This window comes from Nocardia sp. NPDC060259 (assembly GCF_042728775.1).
Lineage (GTDB): Bacteria > Actinomycetota > Actinomycetes > Mycobacteriales > Mycobacteriaceae > Nocardia.
The window spans coordinates 39053-60373 of record NZ_JBHXAY010000001.1 but is presented as its reverse complement, the minus strand read 5'-3'; the positions used below and the strand labels follow the sequence as shown (position 1 = coordinate 60373).

25 protein-coding genes and 1 riboswitch are annotated in these 21321 nt (G+C 67.2%); of the genes, 9 read left to right on the top strand and 16 right to left on the bottom strand.

The genetic code is table 11. The features are described from left to right. Positions 1-6: 6 nt before the first annotated feature. Positions 7-831 (bottom strand): SGNH/GDSL hydrolase family protein, encoded by an 825-nt coding sequence (locus ACFWF2_RS00320; protein WP_379303003.1) that lies wholly within the window; start codon positions 829-831, stop codon positions 7-9. After that, on the bottom strand, positions 828-1241 hold the full coding sequence (locus ACFWF2_RS00315; protein WP_379303001.1) for a nuclear transport factor 2 family protein: 414 nt from the start codon (positions 1239-1241) through the stop codon (positions 828-830). Before ACFWF2_RS00315 ends, ACFWF2_RS00320 begins: the two co-directional genes overlap by 4 nt. Positions 1242-1360: 119 nt before the next feature. Between ACFWF2_RS00315 and ACFWF2_RS00310 the strand changes: the two genes are divergently transcribed. From ACFWF2_RS00310 to ACFWF2_RS00300, 3 genes are all read left to right on the top strand, one after another. Continuing rightward, entirely contained in the window at positions 1361-1951 is a 591-nt protein-coding gene (locus tag ACFWF2_RS00310) for a PadR family transcriptional regulator (protein WP_379302999.1), read from the top strand. Between the two features lie 148 nt (positions 1952-2099). Then, positions 2100-3575: an LVIVD repeat-containing protein gene (locus ACFWF2_RS00305; RefSeq protein WP_379303307.1), complete on the top strand. Its 1476-nt coding sequence runs from the start codon at positions 2100-2102 to the stop codon at positions 3573-3575. Further along, on the top strand, positions 3572-4186 hold the full coding sequence (locus ACFWF2_RS00300; RefSeq protein WP_379302997.1) for a DUF305 domain-containing protein: 615 nt from the start codon (positions 3572-3574) through the stop codon (positions 4184-4186). Before ACFWF2_RS00305 ends, ACFWF2_RS00300 begins: the two co-directional genes overlap by 4 nt. On the opposite strand, the gene ACFWF2_RS00295 is transcribed toward ACFWF2_RS00300, so the two are convergent. The 3 genes from ACFWF2_RS00295 to ACFWF2_RS00285 all read right to left on the bottom strand — a co-directional run bounded on the left by ACFWF2_RS00295 (position 4177) and on the right by ACFWF2_RS00285 (position 6670). Continuing rightward, on the bottom strand, positions 4177-4779 hold the full coding sequence (locus ACFWF2_RS00295; protein WP_379302995.1) for a TetR/AcrR family transcriptional regulator: 603 nt from the start codon (positions 4777-4779) through the stop codon (positions 4177-4179). The two genes, ACFWF2_RS00300 and ACFWF2_RS00295, sit on opposite strands and share 10 nt — an antisense overlap. Before the next feature lie 132 nt (positions 4780-4911). Beyond that, entirely contained in the window at positions 4912-5976 is a 1065-nt protein-coding gene (locus tag ACFWF2_RS00290) for a sensor histidine kinase (protein WP_379302993.1), read from the bottom strand. A gap of 10 nt (positions 5977-5986) precedes the next feature. Further along, the gene (locus tag ACFWF2_RS00285; RefSeq protein ID WP_379302991.1) at positions 5987-6670 is read right to left on the bottom strand and encodes a response regulator transcription factor; all 684 of its coding nucleotides are present in this window, start codon (positions 6668-6670) and stop codon (positions 5987-5989) included. Between the two features lie 163 nt (positions 6671-6833). On the opposite strand from ACFWF2_RS00285, the gene ACFWF2_RS00280 reads away from it, so the two are divergent. From ACFWF2_RS00280 to ACFWF2_RS00270, 3 genes are all read left to right on the top strand, one after another. Continuing rightward, positions 6834-8171, top strand: coding sequence for a DoxX family protein (locus tag ACFWF2_RS00280; protein ID WP_379303305.1), 1338 nt, complete (start codon positions 6834-6836; stop codon positions 8169-8171). A 53-nt stretch (positions 8172-8224) separates the two neighbouring features. Continuing rightward, positions 8225-8881, top strand: a complete 657-nt coding sequence (locus ACFWF2_RS00275) for a hypothetical protein (protein ID WP_379302989.1) — start codon at positions 8225-8227, stop codon at positions 8879-8881. A gap of 109 nt (positions 8882-8990) precedes the next feature. Next, positions 8991-9368 carry a hypothetical protein gene (locus ACFWF2_RS00270; protein ID WP_379302987.1) on the top strand — a complete coding sequence of 126 codons (378 nt, stop codon included), beginning with the start codon at positions 8991-8993 and terminating at the stop codon, positions 9366-9368. A gap of 4 nt (positions 9369-9372) precedes the next feature. Here the strand turns inward: ACFWF2_RS00270 and ACFWF2_RS00265 are convergent, their stop codons facing one another. The 5 genes from ACFWF2_RS00265 to ACFWF2_RS00245 form a co-directional block, all read right to left on the bottom strand. Then, complete coding sequence (locus ACFWF2_RS00265; protein ID WP_379302985.1) at positions 9373-9876, bottom strand: SRPBCC family protein; 504 nt, start codon at positions 9874-9876, stop codon at positions 9373-9375. Between the two features lie 40 nt (positions 9877-9916). Next, positions 9917-10963, bottom strand: coding sequence for a fatty acid desaturase family protein (locus ACFWF2_RS00260; protein WP_379302983.1), 1047 nt, complete (start codon positions 10961-10963; stop codon positions 9917-9919). Positions 10964-11071: 108 nt separating this feature from the next. Next, positions 11072-12382, bottom strand: a complete 1311-nt coding sequence (locus ACFWF2_RS00255; protein WP_379302981.1) for a DUF1254 domain-containing protein — start codon at positions 12380-12382, stop codon at positions 11072-11074. Positions 12383-12474: 92 nt separating this feature from the next. Next, the gene (locus ACFWF2_RS00250; protein WP_379302979.1) at positions 12475-13584 is read right to left on the bottom strand and encodes a diacylglycerol kinase; all 1110 of its coding nucleotides are present in this window, start codon (positions 13582-13584) and stop codon (positions 12475-12477) included. A gap of 10 nt (positions 13585-13594) precedes the next feature. Continuing rightward, a complete protein-coding gene (locus ACFWF2_RS00245) occupies positions 13595-14386 on the bottom strand; it encodes an SDR family oxidoreductase (RefSeq protein WP_379302977.1) in 792 nt (263 codons plus the stop codon). A 90-nt stretch (positions 14387-14476) separates the two neighbouring features. Between ACFWF2_RS00245 and ACFWF2_RS00240 the strand changes: the two genes are divergently transcribed. Then, positions 14477-15376: a helix-turn-helix domain-containing protein gene (locus ACFWF2_RS00240; RefSeq protein WP_379302975.1), complete on the top strand. Its 900-nt coding sequence runs from the start codon at positions 14477-14479 to the stop codon at positions 15374-15376. On the opposite strand, the gene ACFWF2_RS00235 is transcribed toward ACFWF2_RS00240, so the two are convergent. From ACFWF2_RS00235 to ACFWF2_RS00220, 4 genes are all read right to left on the bottom strand, one after another. After that, positions 15337-15996, bottom strand: a complete 660-nt coding sequence (locus ACFWF2_RS00235) for a hypothetical protein (protein ID WP_379302973.1) — start codon at positions 15994-15996, stop codon at positions 15337-15339. The two genes, ACFWF2_RS00240 and ACFWF2_RS00235, sit on opposite strands and share 40 nt — an antisense overlap. A gap of 68 nt (positions 15997-16064) precedes the next feature. Then, positions 16065-16379 (bottom strand): DMT family transporter, encoded by a 315-nt coding sequence (locus tag ACFWF2_RS00230; RefSeq protein WP_379302971.1) that lies wholly within the window; start codon positions 16377-16379, stop codon positions 16065-16067. Between the two features lie 11 nt (positions 16380-16390). Further along, a riboswitch (guanidine-III (ykkC-III) riboswitch) is annotated at positions 16391-16457 on the bottom strand. A gap of 62 nt (positions 16458-16519) precedes the next feature. Next, positions 16520-17215 (bottom strand): DUF2993 domain-containing protein, encoded by a 696-nt coding sequence (locus ACFWF2_RS00225; RefSeq protein WP_379302969.1) that lies wholly within the window; start codon positions 17213-17215, stop codon positions 16520-16522. 27 nt (positions 17216-17242) lie between these two features. Beyond that, positions 17243-18118 (bottom strand): helix-turn-helix transcriptional regulator, encoded by an 876-nt coding sequence (locus ACFWF2_RS00220; protein ID WP_379302967.1) that lies wholly within the window; start codon positions 18116-18118, stop codon positions 17243-17245. A 136-nt stretch (positions 18119-18254) separates the two neighbouring features. On the opposite strand from ACFWF2_RS00220, the gene ACFWF2_RS00215 reads away from it, so the two are divergent. Beyond that, positions 18255-19175 carry an SDR family NAD(P)-dependent oxidoreductase gene (locus ACFWF2_RS00215; RefSeq protein WP_379302965.1) on the top strand — a complete coding sequence of 307 codons (921 nt, stop codon included), beginning with the start codon at positions 18255-18257 and terminating at the stop codon, positions 19173-19175. A gap of 142 nt (positions 19176-19317) precedes the next feature. After that, positions 19318-19614, top strand: a complete 297-nt coding sequence (locus ACFWF2_RS00210) for a hypothetical protein (RefSeq protein WP_379302963.1) — start codon at positions 19318-19320, stop codon at positions 19612-19614. Positions 19615-19673: 59 nt separating this feature from the next. On the opposite strand, the gene ACFWF2_RS00205 is transcribed toward ACFWF2_RS00210, so the two are convergent. After that, positions 19674-20042 carry a hypothetical protein gene (locus tag ACFWF2_RS00205; protein WP_379302961.1) on the bottom strand — a complete coding sequence of 123 codons (369 nt, stop codon included), beginning with the start codon at positions 20040-20042 and terminating at the stop codon, positions 19674-19676. A gap of 83 nt (positions 20043-20125) precedes the next feature. Continuing rightward, positions 20126-21256, bottom strand: coding sequence for a serine hydrolase domain-containing protein (locus ACFWF2_RS00200; protein ID WP_379302959.1), 1131 nt, complete (start codon positions 21254-21256; stop codon positions 20126-20128). Positions 21257-21321 lie beyond the last annotated feature (65 nt).

Here is a 21321-nt window from a genome sequence, read left to right as displayed (position 1 = left end):
CACTCCCTACCGCGGCGAGGCCGACGCACGGGAATCGGCCCTTTCCTCGAGACGGGCCAGCTCAGGTCGCTTGGCGACACGACCGTCGCCGGAGGAGCGTCCGGTCAGGCGGCGAAGCAGCCATGGTCCGAGAAAGGTTGCCAGCCAGCGTAGCTCGGTGCCGACCAATGCTGCTGGATGCGGCTGAGGCAGTGGCGTGGACAGAGGTGTGGTCCAGCTGTCGTCGGATCCGGGCAGCCGCAGTGCCTCGGCCAGTGCATCGGCGATGCGCTGGTGCCCCAATGGGCTGGCATGTAGCCGGTCCGAGGACCACAGGCGCGGATCGGTGACTACCGCGTGATCACAGGTTTCTGCCACGACCACGCCATGGCGTGCGGCGGCCTCCCGGATCACCGCGTTGAGCGCGACGGTGCGTGCGGCGACGGGCCGGGCCAGGGGCGTGATGCGGGTGATATCGGGAAAGGTCAGCGTCGCCACCGTCGCACCGTTGCCGGTCAAAGCCTCGAACATCGCCTCGAGATGCTGACCCACCGCATCGGCGTCGAAACCTGGCCGCAGCAGATCGTTCACGCCGGCGATCACGGTGGCGACGTCGGGGCGCAGCGCCACAGCGGCATCGAGCTGTTCCTGGCGAACCTGGCTGGCGAGTTTGCCGCGTACGGCCAGATTGGCGTAGAGCAGAGACGGGTTCGCTCTGGCCATCGACGTCGCGAGCCGGTCGGCCAGCCCGATCACACCGGTTCGGTCGTCGCCGTCGCCGACACCTTCACTCTGGCTGTCGCCCAACGCGACATACCGTGCGAAGACGGGCGCGCTGTGCGGGTCGCTCATGCCGAGGTCTTGCCTTCGATAGCCTCCCGCGCCTCCTGCTGGATCCGCGGGTACTCCTGGGCCATCCGGGCGGCGAGCGCCTGGGCCGCAGAAAGCGGTCGCACCATCACCGTGAACGCATCGATCTTGCCGTCGGCGTCGAAGTGCAGGAAATCGCAGCCCGACAGCTGTAACCCGTCCACGGTGGCCTCGAACACCAGTGCATGGTCGCGACCGTCGGCAGCGGCGATCTCCCGCACGTACCGGAAGTTCTCGAAGACCCGCAACACCGCCCGCAGGATTGCCGCCGTCACTGCCTTGCCCGGGTACGGCGCGAAGGCGACGGGACTGGTGAACACCACATTGTCGGCCAGCAACGCTTCCATAGCGTCCGGGTCCCGGGCCTCCACCGCGGTTCGGAAAGGATGCACCGTGCCTCCTAGGCAAATAATTGACTAATTTCCGTCGAGGCTAGCGGTGAACCACCGCGAGTGTCCAGGGGCAAACAACTACTCAACTTGAATAGTCTCGATCCTGCTAGGGTGGCCGGATGGCGTTACGACACGCGGTGCTCGCCGCTCTTCTCGAGGGGGAAGCCTCCGGCTACGACCTGGCCAAGGAGTTCGATGCCTCGGTGGCGAACTTCTGGATGTCGACCCCGCAACAGCTGTACAAAGAGCTCGAGCGCATGACGGCCGAGGGCCTGATCGATGCGCGGGTGGTCGAGCAGGAGAAGCGCCCGAACAAGCGGCTGCACTCCATCACCGATGCCGGCCGAGACGCGTTGCACGCCTTTATCGCCGATCCCACCAGGCCCACGGTTATCCGCGACGAGATGCTGGTGAAGGTGCAGGGGATGGAGTCCGGCGACGAGTCGGCCGTCGAGGCTGTCCTCATCGAGCGCCTTGGCTGGGCACAGGCCAAACTCGCTCGATATGAGCGGCTCCGCGTGCGCCTGCTCGACGGCCGAAGCGAACATGCCTATCTGAGCGAGGCCGAGCGGGTCGGCTCCTACCTGACCCTGCTGCGCGGAATCTCCTTCGAGCAGGAGAACATCCGCTGGTCCGAGTTCAGCCTGGCCGCCATCCGGCAGCGTCGAGCGTCGGCGGCGAACAGTCCGGCCGCCGACCCGCAGCCTTGACAACCTGCTCGATCGCGCTGAGCTGACCATGCCAAGTCGCTGACTTGGAACTTTGGCTGTTTCAGTCCGCAGGGATATCGCCACGTCGTAGCCTCGGTGCGTGAAATGTGCGGTGCTGGTCCGATGCGGGGTTGTCGCGCTGGTCGTGATGGCGACCGGTGGGTTGCCGAGTCCAGCTTCGGCCGATCCGGTCGCGCAGTTCCTGGAGATCGAGCGGACCGCCGTCGCCCGCGCGCAGTGTGGGGAAGGTTCCCTGCCGGAGACCGGCGTGCAGGGCGAGGTTCCGCTGGCCGACCGCAACAGTGGTCGCAGCCAGCAGGGGTATCGCTGCAATCTGACGCTGGTCGGCCGGTATCAGGGCCAGGGGGCAGGCATCGTCAGCCCGACCTACGGGCACTGCTCCTACACCGGGTCCAACTGGCCGATGGGTTTCCTCTCCGACCATCCCGGGGTCCAAGTGCTCGATGCTTCCGATCCGGCGAATCCGAGACTGTCGACCACCCTGACCGAACCGGCGATGCAGGGCGGCACGTGGGAATCGTTGAAGGTGAACCACGAACGTGGGTTGCTCGCCGCGACCGGTGTCGGAATCGGGTACGGCGCCGGCTATTTCTCCATCTACGACATCTCCGAGGATTGCGCGCACCCGCGACTGCTCAACAGCGGGCCCGGTTCGCAGCTGACGATGCCGCTGCCGATCACCACGCACGAGGGTGGATTCTCACCCGACGGCCGAACCTATTGGGCGGCAGGCACTCTGCCGCCCGGATTGCTGCACGCGATCGATGTCGGCGACCCGAGCAATCCGCGCGTGATCTGGACTGGATCGACAGGTCTGTCCAATCACGGGTTCGGCATCAGCCCCGACGGAAACCGCATGTACGTGTCGACGCTGGCCGGTATCACGGTGCTCGACATCAGTGCCGTGCAACGCCGCGACCCGAATCCTGTTGTGCCGCACATCTCCCAGCGGTTCTGGCTCGACGGACAATTCACCCAGCACACGATTCCGATCACCAAGGACGGCGAGCCGTTCATCCTGACCGTCGACGAGGCGGGCTCGGGCGGGGTCAAGATCATGGACATCGCCGACGAACGAGATATTCGCCTGGTCGACACCATCAAGCTCGAGATCAATCTGCCCGAGAACGCCGACCGGTGGGCGCAATCGGCGCAGGGGGAGGGCCTGTTCGGGTACGACGCGCACTATTGTTCGGTGGATCGGGCCGAAGATCCCACCACGCTCGCATGCGGCTGGATTCAGTCCGGCATCAGGGTTTTCGATATTCGTGACCTGCGCGATGTCCGCGAGATCGCCTACTACAACCCGCCAGGGCAGGTCGGCAAGAAGCAGCAGCTGGTCAATTCCCTGCACGCCGACACCCACCCGATCCTGATGGCGCCACCACTGACCGGAACCATCGCCGTCGGTCGTGCGCTGCTCGAAGGTGCCATCTCGGCGGGCGACCTCACCAGCGACCGAGAGAAACTCATCGGCGCCGATCTGTCGGCGGACTGGTGCTTCTCGCCACCGGAGTTCCACGGTTCACAACTGTGGGTCAGCTGCATGGACAACGGATTCATGGTGCTCGACCTGAACGAATCGGTGTACCCGCCGCGATGACACGGACAACGGTATCGGCTGTCGCCCTTGTTCTTTCGATGCTGCTCGGCGTCGGCGTCGGCGCGCTGTGGTCGCCGTGTTCGGAGAAGCCCGCGGCCACGGTACTCACGCCGACGGAGATCGGATTCGCCCAGGACATGGCCGCCCACCATGAACAGGCGATCGTGCTGTGCGACGCGGTGACCACCGGCGTCGATCCGTCCGTCACCGCGCTGTGCGGGCAGATCCGGACCACCCAACTGAACGAGATCGGTGTACTGCGCGGCTGGCTGCACCTGCTCGACCAGCCGCAGGCAGCCGCGGTACCGATGGCGTGGATGAGCGGTCACCAGCACGGGCCGAATGCGCTGATGCCGGGGATGGCGACCTGGGCCGAGGTCGACGAACTGCGCAGATTGCCGGATCCGCGCGCCGCCGAGGCTCGCCTGCTGCAGTTGATGATTCGCCATCATCGCGGCGGGATCGAAATGGCCAACTATGCCGCGCTGCACGCCTCGTCGATGTCGGTGATCCAGGTCGCCGGGCAGATGGCCAACGAGCAGAGCGGCGAGTTGTCGGCGATGTCGGTGCTGCTGGCCCGCCGCGACGGTCAGGCGCTGCCCTATCCGTGAGTGCCGGGCCCGGCCGAGATCGCGGCGAGCAGTAGCGTTCGCGCCTGCGGCCAGCCGACGACACTGGCCGAGGCGATCGGCAGCGGCGCCATGACGACCAGGCCCCGCATCGTGGCGACGCACGTCAGGATCCAGTCGGCGAAGTCGGGTCGGGTAGCCAGGTCGGGCAGCGCCTGCTCGGCCATCGCGATGGCCAGCGCGTGCGCGGTGTCGACTCCCGCGGCGATGTGCTCGCGCAATTCGGCATCGGTGCGCGCGGCGAGGAGCAATTCGGTGATGACGTGGGCGATCGGGAGATTGTGGATCTCCCACAGCATGTCGAGCGCTTCTTCGCACCGCTGCGGCCCGGCGTCGGGTAGCGCGCGCATTCTTTCCTGCGCCTGCTCGGACAACCCTACCGCGAGCTGCAACAGCGCGGCCTCCACCAGCGCGGTCTTGGTGGGGAAATGATGCTGCAGTGCCCCTTGGCTCACGCCGGCCCTGCGCGCGACCGCGCGGGCGGAAGTGCCCGCGTACCCGCATTCCTCCAGGGTCGCCACGGTCGCGTCGAGGATCGCCTCGCGCGCCACCGTGTGCTTGGCCGCGCGGGTCACCGCGGCCGCTCCGGAATGATCTCCATCCCGTGAGCATAGGTAATCCCACACAACGCGTGAGCGGCTCATTTCCGATTCGGTCTCGGCGTGATCGGCACGCTGACCTCGAAGCCGGCTGATCAGCGCGAGCACTCAGGCCCGCGCGGGTAGTTGCACCGTGACGCACAGCCCGCCGGCGGGGCGGGGGGTGAGGGTGAGGGTTCCGGCATGTGCCCGGGTGATGCTGTTGACGATCGCCAGGCCGAGCCCGACTCCGGCGTGGTGGGTGCGGATGCGTTCGGTGCCGCGCTGAAACGGCTCGACCAGGGTGGATACCAGCGCAGGGGTGAGCGGGATGCCGGTGTTCTCGACGGTGAGCGTCACAGTCCCGGGGGACGCGCTGGTCCTGACCGACACGGCGCCCCGGCTCGGCAGGTTGTGGACGATCGCGTTGTGCACGAGGTTCGTCGTCATCTGCAGCAGCAGGGCGTGGGAGCCGATGGTGGGGGCCATGTCACCGGAGGTCTCGAGGGTGATGTCGTGCTCCTCCGCGAGGGAAAGCAGCGTTTCGGTGGCTTCTTCCGCGAGGAGCGACAGGTCGACATCGTCTCGGGTGAAGGACAGTTGATCGGCGCGGCTGAGCAGGAGCAAGGCTTCGGTGAGGTCGATCGCCCGGGTGTTGACGGCGTGCAGCCGGTCGACCAGTTCGCCGGTGTCGCGGCTGCGATCGTCGCGGGCCACGTCCAGAAGTGTCTTGGTGATCGCCAGCGGGGTGCGCAGTTCATGGGAGGCGTTGGCGGCGAATCGCTGTTCTTCGGCGACGTGTGCCTCGAGCCGGGCCAGCATGGTGTCGAAGACGTCGGCGAGTTCGCGGAACTCGTCCCGGCGCCCAGGTAGCCGGATGCGGTGGGACAGTGAGCCGTTCGCGGCCATGCGGGTCGCGGCGGTGATGCGCGACAGCGGCGTGAGCATCCGTCCGGCGAGAATCCACCCTCCGGCGAGACCGAACGCCAGGAGAAATGCCAGTACCACGGTCACGAATGGTGCGAAGGCGCGCAGCAGGCTGCCCCGGTCGATCCAGAAGTCGCCGGTGGCGGTCTGGATCCAGCCGTCGGGGAGGTAGTACAGGTAGAAGACGAACACGGCGGCGATCAGCAAGGTGCCGACGAGCATGATGAAACCGGCGTAGCTGAGGGTGAGCTTGAGGCGAACGCTCAATCCAGGCCCTCTATCCACGGTTTCCTCCGTTGCGCCCGGTGCTGATGCGGTATCCGACGCCGGCGACGGTAGCGATGATCCAGGGTTCGCCGAGACGTTTGCGCAGGGCCGAGACGGTGATCCGCACGGCATTGGTGAACGGGTCCGCGTTCTCGTCCCACGCCCGTTCCAGGAGTTCTTCGGCGCTGACGACACCACCCTCGGCGGCGACGAGGACTTCGAGCACCGCGAACTGCTTGCGTGTCAACGCGACGAAGTGGCCGTCGCGGAAGACCTCGCGGCGGAACGGATCCAGCCGCAGGCCCGCGATCTCCCACACCGGTGGTCTGCTGTGGGCGCGCCTGCGGTCGAGTGCCCTGAGCCGGAGAACGAGTTCACGCAGATCGAACGGTTTGGTGAGGTAGTCGTCGGCGCCGAGCCCGAACCCGCTCGCCTTGTCGTCGAGCCGGTCGGCGGCGGTGAGCATCAGGATCGGCATGCCGCTGCCGGAGGCGACGATGTGTTCGGCGATCTCGTCACCGGAGGGGCCGGGGATGTCGCGGTCGAGGACGGCGATGTCGTAGGTGTTGATGCTCAGCAGTTCCAGGGCGGTGTCACCGTCACCGGCGGTGTCGGCGGCGATCGCGGCCAGGCGAAGGCCATCGCGGATGGCTTCGGCCAGAAGGGGTTCGTCCTCGACGATCAGTACGCGCATAGACTCTCGACTCTCCCCGACGGGCGATATCGTCGGCGTATCGAAAACTGGATACGTGCAGGCAACAGCTCGCTGCCTTGACTGAAGGTATGAACCCTAGCGGACCAGCACCAACAGCCCCTCGCCGTTTCCGGCCGACCGAGGATCCGAGGATGCGGCCGTGATCAGCACACTCGAGACGGACGTGCCCGCCGCCCCACGGGCAGGCCGGTATCCGCCGGCGCAGCTCGCGTTCCGATTCAGCGTCCTGTATTTCGGTCTGTTCTGCCTGCTCAACAGCTATATCCCCTTCGCGCTGTTCGGCATCCTCAGCCAGTGGACCCGCAGGTACACCGGGCCGTGGAACATGTCCCTGACCGACCCCGTCACCGGGTGGGTGGGCAGAACGGTCTTCGGGGTCGACGCGGTACAGCATGCGGACTCCGGAGCCGGCGACCAGGCGGCTGTCTGGGTGCTGGTGTTCTGCCTCCTGATTGTCGCGGCCGTGGGCACCGCCGTGTGGACGGCGTTCGACAGTCGCACCTCCCACCCCCGCCTGTCGGCGTGGTTCACGCTGTTTCTGCGGGTGTGCCTGGGCGGGCAGATGCTGGGGTTCGGGTTCGCCAAGCTGATCCCCACCCAGATGCCGGGCCCGACGCTGGCGCAGCTGTTGCAGCCCTATGGCGATATGAGTCCGGCCTCGGTGCTGTGGCTGCAGGTCGGCAGCTCCTATCCGTACGAGATGACGCTCGGGGCGGTGGAAGTCGTGGCCGGGCTGCTGCTGTTCGTGCCGCGGACCGCGGTGCTCGGTGCGGCAGTGAGCCTGGCGAGCACGGCGCAAATTCTGCTGCTGAACATGACGTTCGACATCCCGGAGAAGCTGCTCGCCGCGCACCTGCTGCTGATCAGCCTGGTCCTGCTCGTCCCGTACCTGCGGCGACTCGTGAATGTGTTCGTGCTGGACCGCGCGTGTGCACCGCTGACCCAGCCCCCGCTGTTCACCGACGACCGGAAGAACCGCGTCGCACTGTGGATTCAGGTGGCCCTCGGTATCTGGATCGCCGTGGGTAGTGGCTATGACCGGTGGGTGGTCTGGCAAGAACAGTACGGTGCGGCCAGCCCCAAGTCCGAGCTGTACGGAATCTGGGAAGTGCGGGACTTCACCATCGACGGACTGTCGGTGCCGCCGCTGACGACCGACGAGAATCGTTGGCAGCGACTAGTTTTCGACGACCCCGGGCAGGCGACCTACCAGCGGATGAACGGTGAGCTGGTGCCGGTGCAGGCGGCCTTCCGCCCTGCCGGACAGCTGGAACTCACCACGCTGGCCGACGGAGAAGCTGGGCGCGGAACACTTTTCGCGACGCTGACCACCGAGCAACTCACCCCAGACCGGCTGTCACTGCGCGGAACACTGCACGACCGCTCGGTCACGATCACCCTGGACCGGGTGGACCCCAGCGTGCTTACTCTGCGCAGCCGCGGATTCCACTGGGTGCAGGACTACCCGTACTTCCGGTAGCCGAATGTGGCCACATCGAGTCGAATGATCTGTGTCGATACGCGAGGTAACAAGTGAATGAGCTCGAGCCGTACGAATTATCGGTGGGGCGACGCGTGGCGTTGACGGCCGCTTCTGTGGTGATCAATCTGCTGGCGGTCGCGGCGATCTTCGCGTTCTTCGGTGGCGTCCTCGCGGTCATCATCGGCGGCGTCGCCTTGGCGCAGGAGGACTCGGACGCCCCCGAACCCACTGTTCCGATGTGTGACGGCGAACCCATGACGACGGACACGCTGTGCATCACGTTCCAGAACGGCAAGGCCTTCAAGCAGACCTACCCGGACAAGATGCGGGAGCTGCAAGAAGACGAAGATGACGGGGTCGGCACGGTCGTAGCCGGTGGCGCGTCGATCGTCGGCGGCCTCGCTGTGATCATGGTCGCCAGATACCTGAATCCGAGGATCGACCGGGCCTCGAAGTCGCCTGCTGCCGAAGTGGATCGGCCGGCGCCGACGCCCAGCAGCTCAGCGCGGCCCATGCCGGTGCCACCACCGCCCGTGGAAGCTGTGTCACATGACTACCGCGCGCTGTTGACTTTGGTGATGGGCAGTAGCAGCACAGCCGAACGACTGATCGACTACGAGCGTCGCATGTTTCCCGGCCTGGATCGTCAAACGCTGATCGCGAAAGCGATCGACCGGTTGCTCTGGGAGCGTCAGCGCCATAGCTGAATCGCCGGCAGTCTCTCGCTGGGGGCGCGGATTCGACTGCACGCCAACGCTGTACGAGCTGCGTCACACTTCGAAATTGCCAGACGGGTAGACCCGTATCGTCAGTGCGATGAACGGGTATCTGCTGGCCGCGGGCCTGACCGCGGCGGTGGTGTCGGCGATCCACATCGTCGCCGGGCACGTCGATCCGGTGCGGCCGCTGCTGGCCAGCTCGCTGGCCGATGTCCCGAAGCGAACCATGCACGCGGTGTGGCACATGGTGAGCGTGGACCTCGTCGCCACCGCGGCGACGCTGCTCGCGCTGGCGTGGTGGGAGCCGGCGGGGACCGAGCTGGTCGCGATGCTGACCGGCGCTCGATTTGCCGCCTATACGGTCGTTTTCCTGGTGATCGCGTCGCGCCTGCCAGGCCGCGCGCCGTTGTTCCGCCTTCCTCAGTGGATCCTGCTGGCGCCGGTGGCGATTCTGGCCGGGCTCGGGGGTTGGTGAACGGTCATGGCGTCGATTCGAGCTGCTGTTTGAGAGTGCGCAGGGTGCGGTGGATGTTCTTGCGCTGGAACTCCACAAAGGTGTCGCCACCGGTGGCGACCCGGTCGAAGACCTGCACCACCGCATTCGGCCACCGCCCGCGATCGTCGTGCCAGGTCTCGGTGACCCGGGTGCCGCCGTCCTCCGGCGCGAATCGGTACTCCCAGGTGGCGATCCCGCCGCGCAGCCACGGCCGCCGGACACCGATCGCCTCGACCCGGAACGCGAACCGCTGCCCAGGATCCGCCGCGATCACCACGCAGCGAGTCATCCAGCGCGCAGTGCCCCGCTTGTTGAACCCCTCGAATTCCATTCCGACATACGTGGACTCGCGCTCCTGCATGACCTTCGCGCCGCGGTTCTCCGGACTCCACCGCCCCATCAGGGTCGGATCGCTGACCTGGCGGTAGACCGACGCCGGGTCGGCGGCGATGTCGATGTTGTCGGATACCGTCATGATGCGACTCATGGACCCGAACCTACCGGCAACCTCACCTGAGCCCGGCGCGTCAGCGGGTACGCAGGGGAGCGCCGACGTGATGCAGGTGTTTCAGCGCCTCGTGGTACGAGGAGATCAGTCCGGTTTCGTGGTAGGGCACGCCGATTTCGGCGCAGTAGTCGCGGACGATCGGCTGGGCGCGGCGCAGGTTCGGTGTCGGCATGCTCGGGAACAGATGGTGTTCGATCTGGTAGTTGAGCCCGCCGAGGGCGAGGTCGATCAACCCGCCGCCCCGGACGTTGCGGGAGGTCAGGACCTGGCGGCGGAGGTAGTCGGGGCGGTCGTTGCCGGTCAAGGTCGGCATGCCCTTGTGGTTCGGGGCGAAGATGCAGCCCATGTACAGGCCGAAGAGGCCTTGGTGGACAGCGAAGAACGCGAGGGCCTTGTCGGCGGGCAGCACCGCGAACAGCGTGGCCAGGTAGACGGCGAAGTGGCCCAACAGCAGCGCGCCTTCCCATCCGCGGTGTTTGACCGACCGATTTCCGAGCGCCCGCACGCCGGCCACATGGAGGTTCAGGCCCTCCAGCAGGAGGAGGGGGAAGAACAGGAACGCCTGTGCCCTCCCGATGAGGCGAGGCAGACCGCGGCTCGACCGTGCCTGCTGCTGTGACCAGACCAGAATGTCGGGCGCGACATCGGGGTCGAGTTCCTCGTGGTTCGGGTTGGCGTGATGCCGGGTGTGCTTGTCCTGCCACCAGCCGTAGCCGAGGCCGATGCCCGCGTTGCCGACGAGTCGCCCGACGAGCTCCGTCGGCTGCCGTAGCCGGAAGACCTGGCGGTGGGCGACATCATGCATGACGAGTGCGATCTGAGCGAACGTCACGGCCATGAACCCGGCGACCAGCAGCGTCCACCACGAATCGCCGACAAGCACGAACGCCGCCCAGCCCGCCACGAACGCGACCCCGGCGAGGCTGAGCCGGACGGCGTAATAGCCGGGCCGCCGGTTCATCAGCCCCGCATCGGAAATCCGGCGCAACAGACGGGCGTAATCACCGTCGGCCCCGCGCCGCGGTGACGGTGGAGATGACTCGGGGACCAGAGCAGATGTCGTCATGACTCCGAAGCTAACGACGAGAATCTCGTTGCTCGTAATCCCTTGGTATGGCCTGGAATCACACTGTGGAGTGAGACCGGATGTCCCCTCCGGTTGTGGGTGCCCGCGTCAGCGTGCCTTGCGGACCAGGGGCGGGGTCCAGGTTCCGTCGAGAGCTTCGGCGCGCGGTGCGTACAAGCGCATGGTGATACCGACCGGGCCACTGGGCGCCGGTAGCCAGTTCGATTCGTGGTCAGGCCCCGGGTTCTTGCGGGAGACGTAGATGTCGAGCGATCCGTCCGGATTGTGCTGCAAGGAATCTCGGTCGCCGAGAGCGAATCGGTCGAGTTCGTTGGGGATCTGGAACCCCTCGGCGTCGTACATCGTGATCGACCAGAATGCCGCTGCCGGTGGCAGTTTCCCCGCGTCGAAGTGGATCACGTAGTCGGTGTCGCCGACGAGTGGCTCGCCGTCGGCGTCGGTGACCAGCAGCGGATAGATCGCGTCTTCGGGCGGGTTGGCGCCCAGACCCGCCAGCGTGATGGCGGACCGCTTGACGTAGTCGTTGCCGTAGACGCCGATGGTGCCGAGCACGCTGACCCACCCGTTGACCGGCGCGGCCAGCGTGGTCGGCGACGCGGCCACTGCGGCCCGCGCCGCCGTGACGCCTGCTTCGATCGCTTCGAGGTCCGCGGGGGAGAAGCGGGTCTCGTCGAAGTCCTGACCGGGTGTGATGCCCAGCAGTGCGATGCGCGCGAGCTGGGAGAAGTCGGTGCTGTGCGGCGGGTCGACCTTCAACGCCGCGGCGGCGCGGCCGAAGAACTCCGTCGCCGACATCGCGTTGACCTGCCGCAGCGGTTCGGTCTCGGTGACCAGGGCGGGATCCGGCTGAAACGGCGCCGGGTCGGCCAGTTCGGTGATCTGCAGACCGTCCTGGAACGTGTTGACCGCCGCGTAGTCGGCGGGCCCGTTGGTTTGGGTTCGGCCGATCATCCAGGCGTGGGGGGTGGGGGCGTGAATCACCGGGACTCCGGCAGGCAGGTCGCCGCTGTATCCGGGCCCCACGATGATGAAGTCTTGTTCGGCGGTGCCGGTCGTCCGTTTGCCCGGGTTGGCGAACACATCGGTCCATGCGTCCAGGATCGGGAGCATGAAATACCGGTCACCGCTGTCGGGAACGTGGACGCGGACGGGACCGCGAGTCAGATCAAGCCACGCCGAGGAATACAGCGTGTCGAAATTCGGCCGCACGACCGCGCGAAAGTCGGCATCCGGGAACTCGCGGATGTGGTGGAACCGGTTCGGAGGTCCGAAAGCCGGGGTGGAGCCGACCGGTGAGTTCGTCTGCTGCTGACGGGTGACATCCATCGTCACCAGCGAGTACAGGTAGACATACGCTTCGTAGCTCAGAGTTTGCAGATCGCAGGACAGTACGCTCACGACGCCTCCGCTGTGGATCGCTCCTGTCGGGATTCAGCTGCTTTCCGAAGGTATCAGGGATGTGTAACGACGCGGTGACGTGGAGTTGCTGTTCAATTCCCCAGGCGAGAATCTCCTCCGCGAGATCTGGCCGGGTCCGCCAGTCCGGCGCCGGTGACGAGGGGAAGGTCGAGCGTCGTTCGGATGCCCGGCGGGGCGGCGACGACGGCGGGGATGGCGTTGACCAGACGCATGGCGGTGCCGACGAGGCTGGCGTGGTTGTGGTCGCCGTGGTCGCTGAACATGGCCAGGTCCAGGGTGTAGTGCGGTTCGCCGGTGATCTCGACGCGATAGGACCCACCGGTGCGGGTCGGCTGCGGCCAGTCGGGGGCGAGGTCGGCACGCAGGCGGGTGACGTGCTCGAGCACGGTCACGGCCCGGTCGCCGACCATGCCCCGCACTTCGAAACGCAGGGCAGCCGCGGTGCCCGCGGCGATGGTGCCCGACTCGATGTCGAATGCCTCCGGCGCGGGCAGTCGCTCGAAACTCTGCGTGACACTGTCGAGTTCGAGGTCGAGTCCGGCCGCGAGCTGGCGCACCACGCTACCCCACGCCAGCGACAACACCCCGGGTTGCAACAGCAGGGGAGTCTCGTGCATCGGTCGGCCGAATCCCATGATGTCGAACATGACCGCCGGATTGTCGTAGGTCGAGTAGTCGACGATCTCGAGGCAGCGCACTTGCTCGACGTAACGGCAGGTTCCCAGCAATGCCAGCGGCAACAGATCATTGGCGAAACCGGGATCGATGCCGTTGACGAACAGCGATGAATTGCCCTGCGCTGCCGCTTGTTCCACCGGTTCGAGAAGATTCGCGGGAAGGACCTCCCACGGATACTGGAGGAACACCGGTGCGCTGGCCACCACATTGATACCGGCGGCGAGCAGCGTGCGCAGATCTTCCAGCGCCTCCAGCAGCCGGTTGTCGGTCATGGCGGTATAGACGACGCAGTCCGGACGCAGCGCCAGGATCTGCGCGGCATCGGTGGTGGCGTGCACGCCGGTCGGCGTGGATGTTCCGGCGAGTTCGGCAGCGTCGCGGCCGGCTTTGGCGGGCCCGGAGACGTGCACGCCGACCAGGTCGAACCGAGGATCGGACAGCACCCCCGCCAGAGCGTGCCGACCGACATTGCCTGTGCCCCAATGCACTACGCGGTGAACCATGGTGTCGTCCTCACAGATCGGGAAGGGGGATGGCGAGATTGGGCGCGATGAGCCCACCGTCGACCTCGAGCACCTTCCCGGTGAGGAAAGCACCCGCGGGGGAGGCGAGAAACAGTGCGGCCGTGGCGATATCGGTCGGCTCGCCGAGGCGCTGCAGCGGGGTCGCCCGCTCCATCTCGGCGCGCATCTGCGCATTGCCCGCGACGATGTCCAGCGCCGAGGTCAGGATCGAGCCCGGCGCGATGGCATTGACCCGGATGCGTGGGCTCAGATCCATCGCGGCGCTGCGGGTGTAATGCGCCAGGGCGGCCTTGGCGGTGGCGTACGCGGCGAACGCGCGCCCCGGCAGCCTCCCCATCGTCGAGGTGATGTTGATGATCGATCCGCTGCCCGTCGTCGCGAGCATCTTCGGCACCGCGGCCCGCACCAGGGCGTGCGCTGTCCCGACGTTGAAGGCGAAAGCCTCGGCGAGGTCGTCGGGGGAGGTGTCGAGCAACGGCCTCGGCAGCGCCCCACCCACGTTGTTGACGACGATGTCCAGGCGGCCGAACCGCTCGACCGCGGCCCCGGCCAGCGCGGTGACCGCGTCTTGATCGGCGAGGTCGGCCACCACGACGAGCGCCTGCCTGCCGGTCGCCTCCACCTGCTCGGCGACCTGCCGCAGATCGGCTTCGGTGCGCGCGGCGATCACCACGTCGGCGCCCGCCTCGGCGAAACCGAGGGCGATCGCGGCGCCGAGGCCGCGTCCCGCCCCGGTGACGACAGCTACCCGGTCGTCGAGCCGGAAGTGGTCGAGAATCATGATCACCCCTTCGTGTCGAATATTCGACTAATATGTGGCGAATAGTCGAAGCAGTGTAGGGCGGGTCGCACCCGCGGACAAGGGGGTGTCATGCCGGAATCCGCGTCGCCACCAACTCGCCGCGTCATCGAGGTGATGGAGCTGCTGGCCCGGAGCGACCGAGCGCTGACTGCCTCGGAAATCGCGGCGGGGCTCTCGCTCGCGCGCGCGACGATCACCGCCGTACTCACCGAACTCACCGGGGCGGGCTGGGTGCACCGCGATCGCGATCGCCGTTTCGGCCCCGGGCCCGCCCTCGCCGCGCTGTCCTCCGCCGGCCGCGAGATCCCGAATGCGACGGTGAGCGCCGAGCTGAAGGCACTGGCGATGGCGGCGGGGTGCGGCGTGACACTGAGTCGAATCACCGACGGCAGGCTTACCGTGGTGGCCAAGGAGTATGCGCTGGGCGCGCGCATCGTCCCCGGACTCGCTGTGGGGCAGTCCATTCCGCTGGCCTATCCGGCGGGTGCCGCGGTGATGCCGTGGCGGGGCGAGCCCGAACGCAGCGCGTGGCTGGCGACGGCGACCGGTCCGGCACGGCGGAGCGCTCCCGCGCTGCTGCGGTTCGTCACCACCCACGGCTGCGCGGTGTTCCGCCCGGACTCCGACGACGCGGGCCTGGTGGACGTGCTCGCGGAGCTGCTCGGTGCGGTCGGGGCCGAGGTGGTCCAGCCGGAACTACGCGCTCGGGTACTTCGCCAGCTGGCGCGTCTCACCGCGCGCCCCTATCGCGAAGCCGACCTCGCCGGCGAGAAGCCACTGCCCGTCAGCTACCTGTCGGCACCGGTGTTCGACAGCTCCGAGGCGCCCTACGAGGTCCAGATCGGTCCGCTGCGCTCCGCGGTCAGCCACACCGACCGTGCGCGGTATGTCGAAACGATCCGGCAGGGCGCCGAGGCAATCTCGATTGCCTACACAACGTCGAGCCGGCTTTCGGCCGATGCCAGGTAGCGCTTGGACCCGACCCCGGCCAGCATCGGATTGGCTACCTGGAGCAGCGGCACAAGGTATGGCTTGCCCGGGTGGGACTGACGGGGCCATTCATACCAGTAGCGCGATGGGTGCGGGCCGGTGCCAGGTCCTGTGGGCAGCGGTAGCCGATCGCCGGGAGTGAGGACCGTGACATGAAGATCGGCGAGGGCATCGGTGGCGGCGTCGGACAAGGTCGCCGCCCGGGTGAGCATCGCCCACCGGTGCAGCGGAACATAGGGTGGCGCGGTGGCCAGTGTCGGCACCGCCAGCGGATTGCGGTCGTAGGTGGAGGCGGCGAGTCCGGCCGGGATGAGCAACGCGGTGACCGTGTCGTCGCATACCAGTTCGACACCGGCTCCGTCGGCGGTGATTTCGGTAGGTAGTCCTCGGTGCTGGTAGGCATCCAGCCAGTCCTGGGCGGTCCGGAGCCGGGATGCCTCCGGCCACGGGTCGGCCCGGGAACCGTTCAGAACCTCCTGCGCGGCGGCGCCGAGCCGGCACTCGTGGTGGCTGTGGTCGAGCCGGTACCGGCGGGCGTCGTCGGGGGAGATCGCCAGTGGCGGAGTGTCACAATCGAACTCCTCGTTCTCGAGTCCCATCAGATCTCCCTGTCGCTCCGTCGTGTCTCCCGCCAGAACGCTACCGATGTCCGACCCGTGTCCGTAGGTTAGTGGGCGAGTTTGAGTCCGACGACGCCGGAAACGATCATGGTCAGGAACACGATCTTCAGTACCGCGACCGGCTCGTCACCGGTGGCCATGGCGTAGGCCACAGTGAGGACCGCGCCGATCCCGACCCAGACCGCGTAGGCGGTGCCGATGGGGAGTTCACGCATCGCGAAGGCCAGGCCGGCCATACTGGCCGCCAGGGCGGTGAAGAACACCACCGATGGCCCGAGCCGGGTGAAGCCTTCGGTCTTGCCCAGGGCGGTGGCCCACACGGCTTCCAGGAATCCGGAGACCACGAGCAGAATCCACGACATGACAAGCCCTCCTCGGGCCGTCTTGTCGCACTCCGGGTACGGCACCCCTCGTCCGGAAGCCCTCTTCCCGGGCTCGATTTCACTGTGGCACGCCGGCTACCGGGCGGCAAGCGATGGTGCCCGACCTCACCACCCGGTCGTCACGGCAGGTCGGCGAAGCGCACGTCGTCGGCTACGGCGGTCGCATGGAGGCCGTCGGCGCCCGGCTGGATGGCCGTCAAGCGTGCACCGAGCGGCAGCCGCTGCAGCGGCACGACGAAGGTCAGGGTCCGGCGCAGCATCGTCAGCGAGAGTGTCGGCCCGCCGACCGCGGACTGGACCGAGACCGGCGTGACCTCGATGCCCTCGTCGGTCGGCGCGACGGTGACGAAGACTGTCGCGGGCACCGACATCCCGGCCACCGGGAATGTTCCGGTGACGCGCAGCCCGTCCGGGCTGTCGGAGATCGATTCCACGCCCGAGGGCGCGAAGCCCCGCACGACGTCGTAGGGAACGACGGCCGTCGCCGTCGCGGTGGCCGCGACCAGGTTCGAGGTGCGGTTGCCGAGCACGTCGCTCAGCGGCGCGGACACGTCGGTCAGCACGACATCGAGGTGGTGGACGGAGATATTCTCCCCACTCCAGTCGCCGACCCGGATATCGATCTCCGGATAGACGCCGTCGGCGGCCTGGGTCAGAAACGGAAACCCGCGGATATCGACATCCGGCCGGTGCGGAAGGTTGTACTCGGCCGCCACCTTGCGGCCGATCTCGTTCTGCACCAACACGACTGCGACCCGATCGCCGCCGATCAGCGCGATCACCGACACGACGATCAGTATCAGCACTGCGCGCATACACTCACCCTCTCGACCATCCCACCATCATGCTGTGCCCACGGGCCCGGTATGCACAGCTCGGCCGCCTGTCACACGGAGCAGTTCGAGTTTGCCCGCGTCGGGGGATGTGGCGGCGGCGGTGTAGGTCACCATGTACAGGTCGGCGCCCGGCACCAGGAGCACGTCGCAGTCGAGCAGAAGTTCTCCGACTTCGGGGTGGATGATCGTCTTCCGATCGGTCACGTGTTGTGCTGTGGTCGCCGTCGCCCAGAGGTGAGCGAAGCCTGGCGAACCTTCTCGCAGGTCCTGGACCAGCCGGTTCAGGCGCGCGTCGGTGGGATAGCGGGTCAGCGCGTCTTTCAGGTCCGCCACGATCGACGCCGCGAACGCCTCGTCTCCGCGCTCGGAACGAATCGGCCGCATCGCCGCACACGCGGCGCCGTGGCCGAAGAGCGCGAGCGCGAGATTTCGTTCCGGTGCCGGGATCACGGCGGGATCGCCGTGCAGAGCTGTCCACATGCTGTTCCACCACACGAGGGACCAGTCGGCGGTGAACACGCCGATCGGGATGTCACCGAGGCGAGTAGTGAGTCGTTGGATGCCGGCGGGAACGTGGTCGCTGATGGTCCCGTCCTGCGGCGGTAGCTGTCCCGCACTGCGATAGAGCTGATCGCGCTCGGCGCGGGACAGTTGCAGAGCCCGGGCGAGCGCCGCGACGACCTGAGGTGAGGGATTGACCGCGCGACCCTGCTCCAGACGCAGCAGATAGTCGACCGACAGCGACGCCAACTGGGCGAGCTCCTCGCGCCGCAGCCCCGGGGCGCGACGGCTCCCGGTGACGGCGAAGCCCGCGTCGAGCGGTGACAGACGGTCGCGCCAGGTGCGCAGAAGCTCGCCGAATCCGGGACGGGCGGAAACCATGGAGCCATTCTCGCCGCTCGGCACCCGACGAGCCTGGGTACTGCCGGTCCTGGTGTCGGGCACGGCACTGGTTCGACCGATCGCGGGCGGCGAATGTCGATGACGACATGAGTAGTAATCCAGTCGAGGAGGTTTTATGCGCACCATCGTCATGACCGGCGCGAGTCGCGGCATCGGGCGGATCGCCGCCGAGCGCGTCCTGCGACGTTCGCCCGATGTGCACCTCGTTGTCGTCGCCCGAGGTTCATCGGGACCCGAGTTGTCGGCAGCGCTGCGCGCGGACGGGCATGAGGTGTCCTCCGTCTCGGCCGATCTCGGTTCGCTCGCGAGCGTCCGGACCGCGGCGATCGAGATCTGCGATCGGCTCGCCGCCGGCGATCTTCCACCGCTGTGCGGCTTCGTCGGCAACGCAGGTATTCAGTACACGAACGCGCAGACCACAGGCCCCGAAGGGCTCGAGGCGACGTTCACAGTCAACGTGTTGGCCAACCACCTTTTCGTCCGGCTGCTGGGGGAGCGCTGCACCGCGCCTGGTCGCATCGTCATCACCGTGAGCGACACCCACTTCGGCGATTTCCGGCACAACATGGGCATGGTTCCAGGCCCGGCCTGGCAATCTCCGGATGCGCTGGCCCGCATCGGCGCCTTCCGGGAGCCGCACACCACAGCCGCTGGGCGTACCGCGTATTCGACAAGCAAACTCGCCGCGATCTATCTGGTGCACGAGTACGCCCGTCGGCTGCCCGCCGGGATCGATGTCGTCGCGTACAACCCGGGATTCGTCCCCGGCACCGACCTTGCCCGCGACGCTGACCCCGCTTCCCGGTTCGCGATGCGGCACATCCTGCCGATCATGACGCTGACCCCGTTGGCCACCAGCCGCAGGGCCGCGGGGCGATACCTCGCGGACGTCGTGCTCGGTGATATCGCGGCGCCCACCGGGTCGTACGTCGACCGCGGCCAGGTGGCTCGGTCATCCGCGGAATCCTATGACCGGCAGCGCGAAGCCGAAATATGGGAGGCAGGCGAAGGTTTCCTCGCGGCATACGCCGCCTGAAGCGACAATCCCGCGATCCAGCCCGCTGGTTACCTTCGGCCAGAGTGGTTATGTCCGGTGTAACGGGCCCTCGCGGGCTCGATCGACTACGGCTCGATCGACTACAGGGACGAGAGTGACCATGCTTGTGCGAAGAACAGTCGTGACGACAGCGTTGATTGTCGCCGTGCTCGGGGGGTCTGCGGGCTGCGCCGAGGTGGAGAAGGCGGTCAACAAGGGTGGTGACACCCGGTGTAGTGAGTACACCGCCCAGGACTCGGCCAAAAAGCACACGACGGTGACCAAGTTCCTCGAAGAAGAGCGCGGCGACGACGCACCGATCGACCAGAACACCGTCGATCTGGCGGTCGCGGCCATCAACCTCATGTGCAGCGCCCAGGCGAATCCGGATACGCCGATCCGGGAAGCGGATCTGTCCGGAGTGCTGGTGCCGAAGTAGGGCGCGAACTCACCGGGGACGTGCCTGCGCCCGCCCGCTCTGGCTTTGTGCGTCGGCGTTCAGGTTGAATCCGGCGACTGGCCTGACTTCGTGTCCGGGTCGACCTTGTCGGCGCGTTCCCACTCCTTGTCCAGGTCGGCTCGCGAATCGGCCGCGTCGTTGCGATGCACGTTCGCCTGCTGGGCGAGCTGCTCGGCCTGCGCGGCTTTGGCGTCGGCTTCGGCCTCGGCCGCGCGGCTCTTGGCGGCGATCTCCTCCGCCCGCGCCTCGCGCTGACCGATTTCGACTTCCTGTTCCGCCGCCCGGTCACGGATGCTCGCTGCTTCGGCCCGGTGGTGTTCACGCTGCCTGCGCATCAACAGCCACGCGCCGACGAGCACAACGACTACCGCGACGACGATGATCACGATCACACTGGTGGTGCTCATCCTTTTTCTCCTCGCACCCCTCTCCAATCCTAACGCCGCTCGACCACCGCCGAGCTGGGCAGACAGCCACCGGCTGGGGATGCTCACCCGCACAGCGCGTGGGTGAGCATGGCGTGGATATCCACGGTCGTGGGTGTACCGGTGTAGGAGATGGTGACCGCGCGCCCGGCCGTGCCCGCACCGGAGAGGGCGGAGAAGCCGTGGACGCCGCCGACATGGCCCACAAATTTCGCGCCACACGGTAGTTGCGTGTACGCGATGCCGAGCCCGTAGGAGATGCCGTCTCCGTTGCCCATGTCGGACCCGTCGAGCATCTGCTGCAACTGGGTCAGCGGCACCGCCTGCCCGGCCAGCAGCGCGGCATAGAACCGGTTCAGGTCCGCGCCCGTACTGACCAGCGCCCCCGATGTCCACGGCAGCGACGGCTCCATGCGCGTCGCCTCGGCGACGGTGCCGTCTTCGGTGGCGTACCCGGTCAGATGCGGATCGCGCAGACCGGTTTCGCCGGTGGCAGGCAGGTAGGTGTCCGACAGACCCAGCGGAGTGAGAATGCGATCGCGCAGCTCATCGACATAACTGCGCCCGGTCACCGCCTCGATCAGCATTCCGGCGACGATGTAATTGATGTTGGTGTAGCTGAACTGGGTGCCGGGGGCGAATTGCGCGGGATAGTGCAGCGCGAGCGCGATCTCCTGCGCGGGGGTGAAGGTGCGGCCGTCCACTGCCGCGGCGTGTTCGCTCGTTTCCCGGGACGGGGTCGGGTCGGGCAGTCCGCTGCGATGACCCAGGACCTGGCGGACGGTGATGACATTCCCGTCCACGCCCACACCGGCGAGCAGACCAGGCAGATATCTCTCGATCGGCTGGTCCAGGTCGATCCGGTGTTCGGACACCAATTGCAGCGCGATCGCGGCGGTGAAGGATTTGGTGATGCTTCCGACCCGGACATGTTCGGGACGATCGGCCGGGATCGGGGTCTGCGCGGCGATATCGGCGAGACCGGCGGCCACGACGGTGCTGTCGCCGTTGTCGGTGAGCGTCGCCAGAGCCCCGACAGCGCCGGAGCGGATCAGCGCGTCGAGATCGGCGCGCACCGCGTCCGCGCGGGCGGCAGTGACCGACGACGCGGAAGCGGGCTCGGCCGTGCTGGTCGTGCAGGCAGTCAGGAACATCACCGCAGTGCAGACCGGGAGAACGAAACTTCGTAGACGCATGCTCCGACGGTAGAAACCAGTGTCCCGCAAGCACATCGGACTGCGGTACGGCAGGACACCGGACT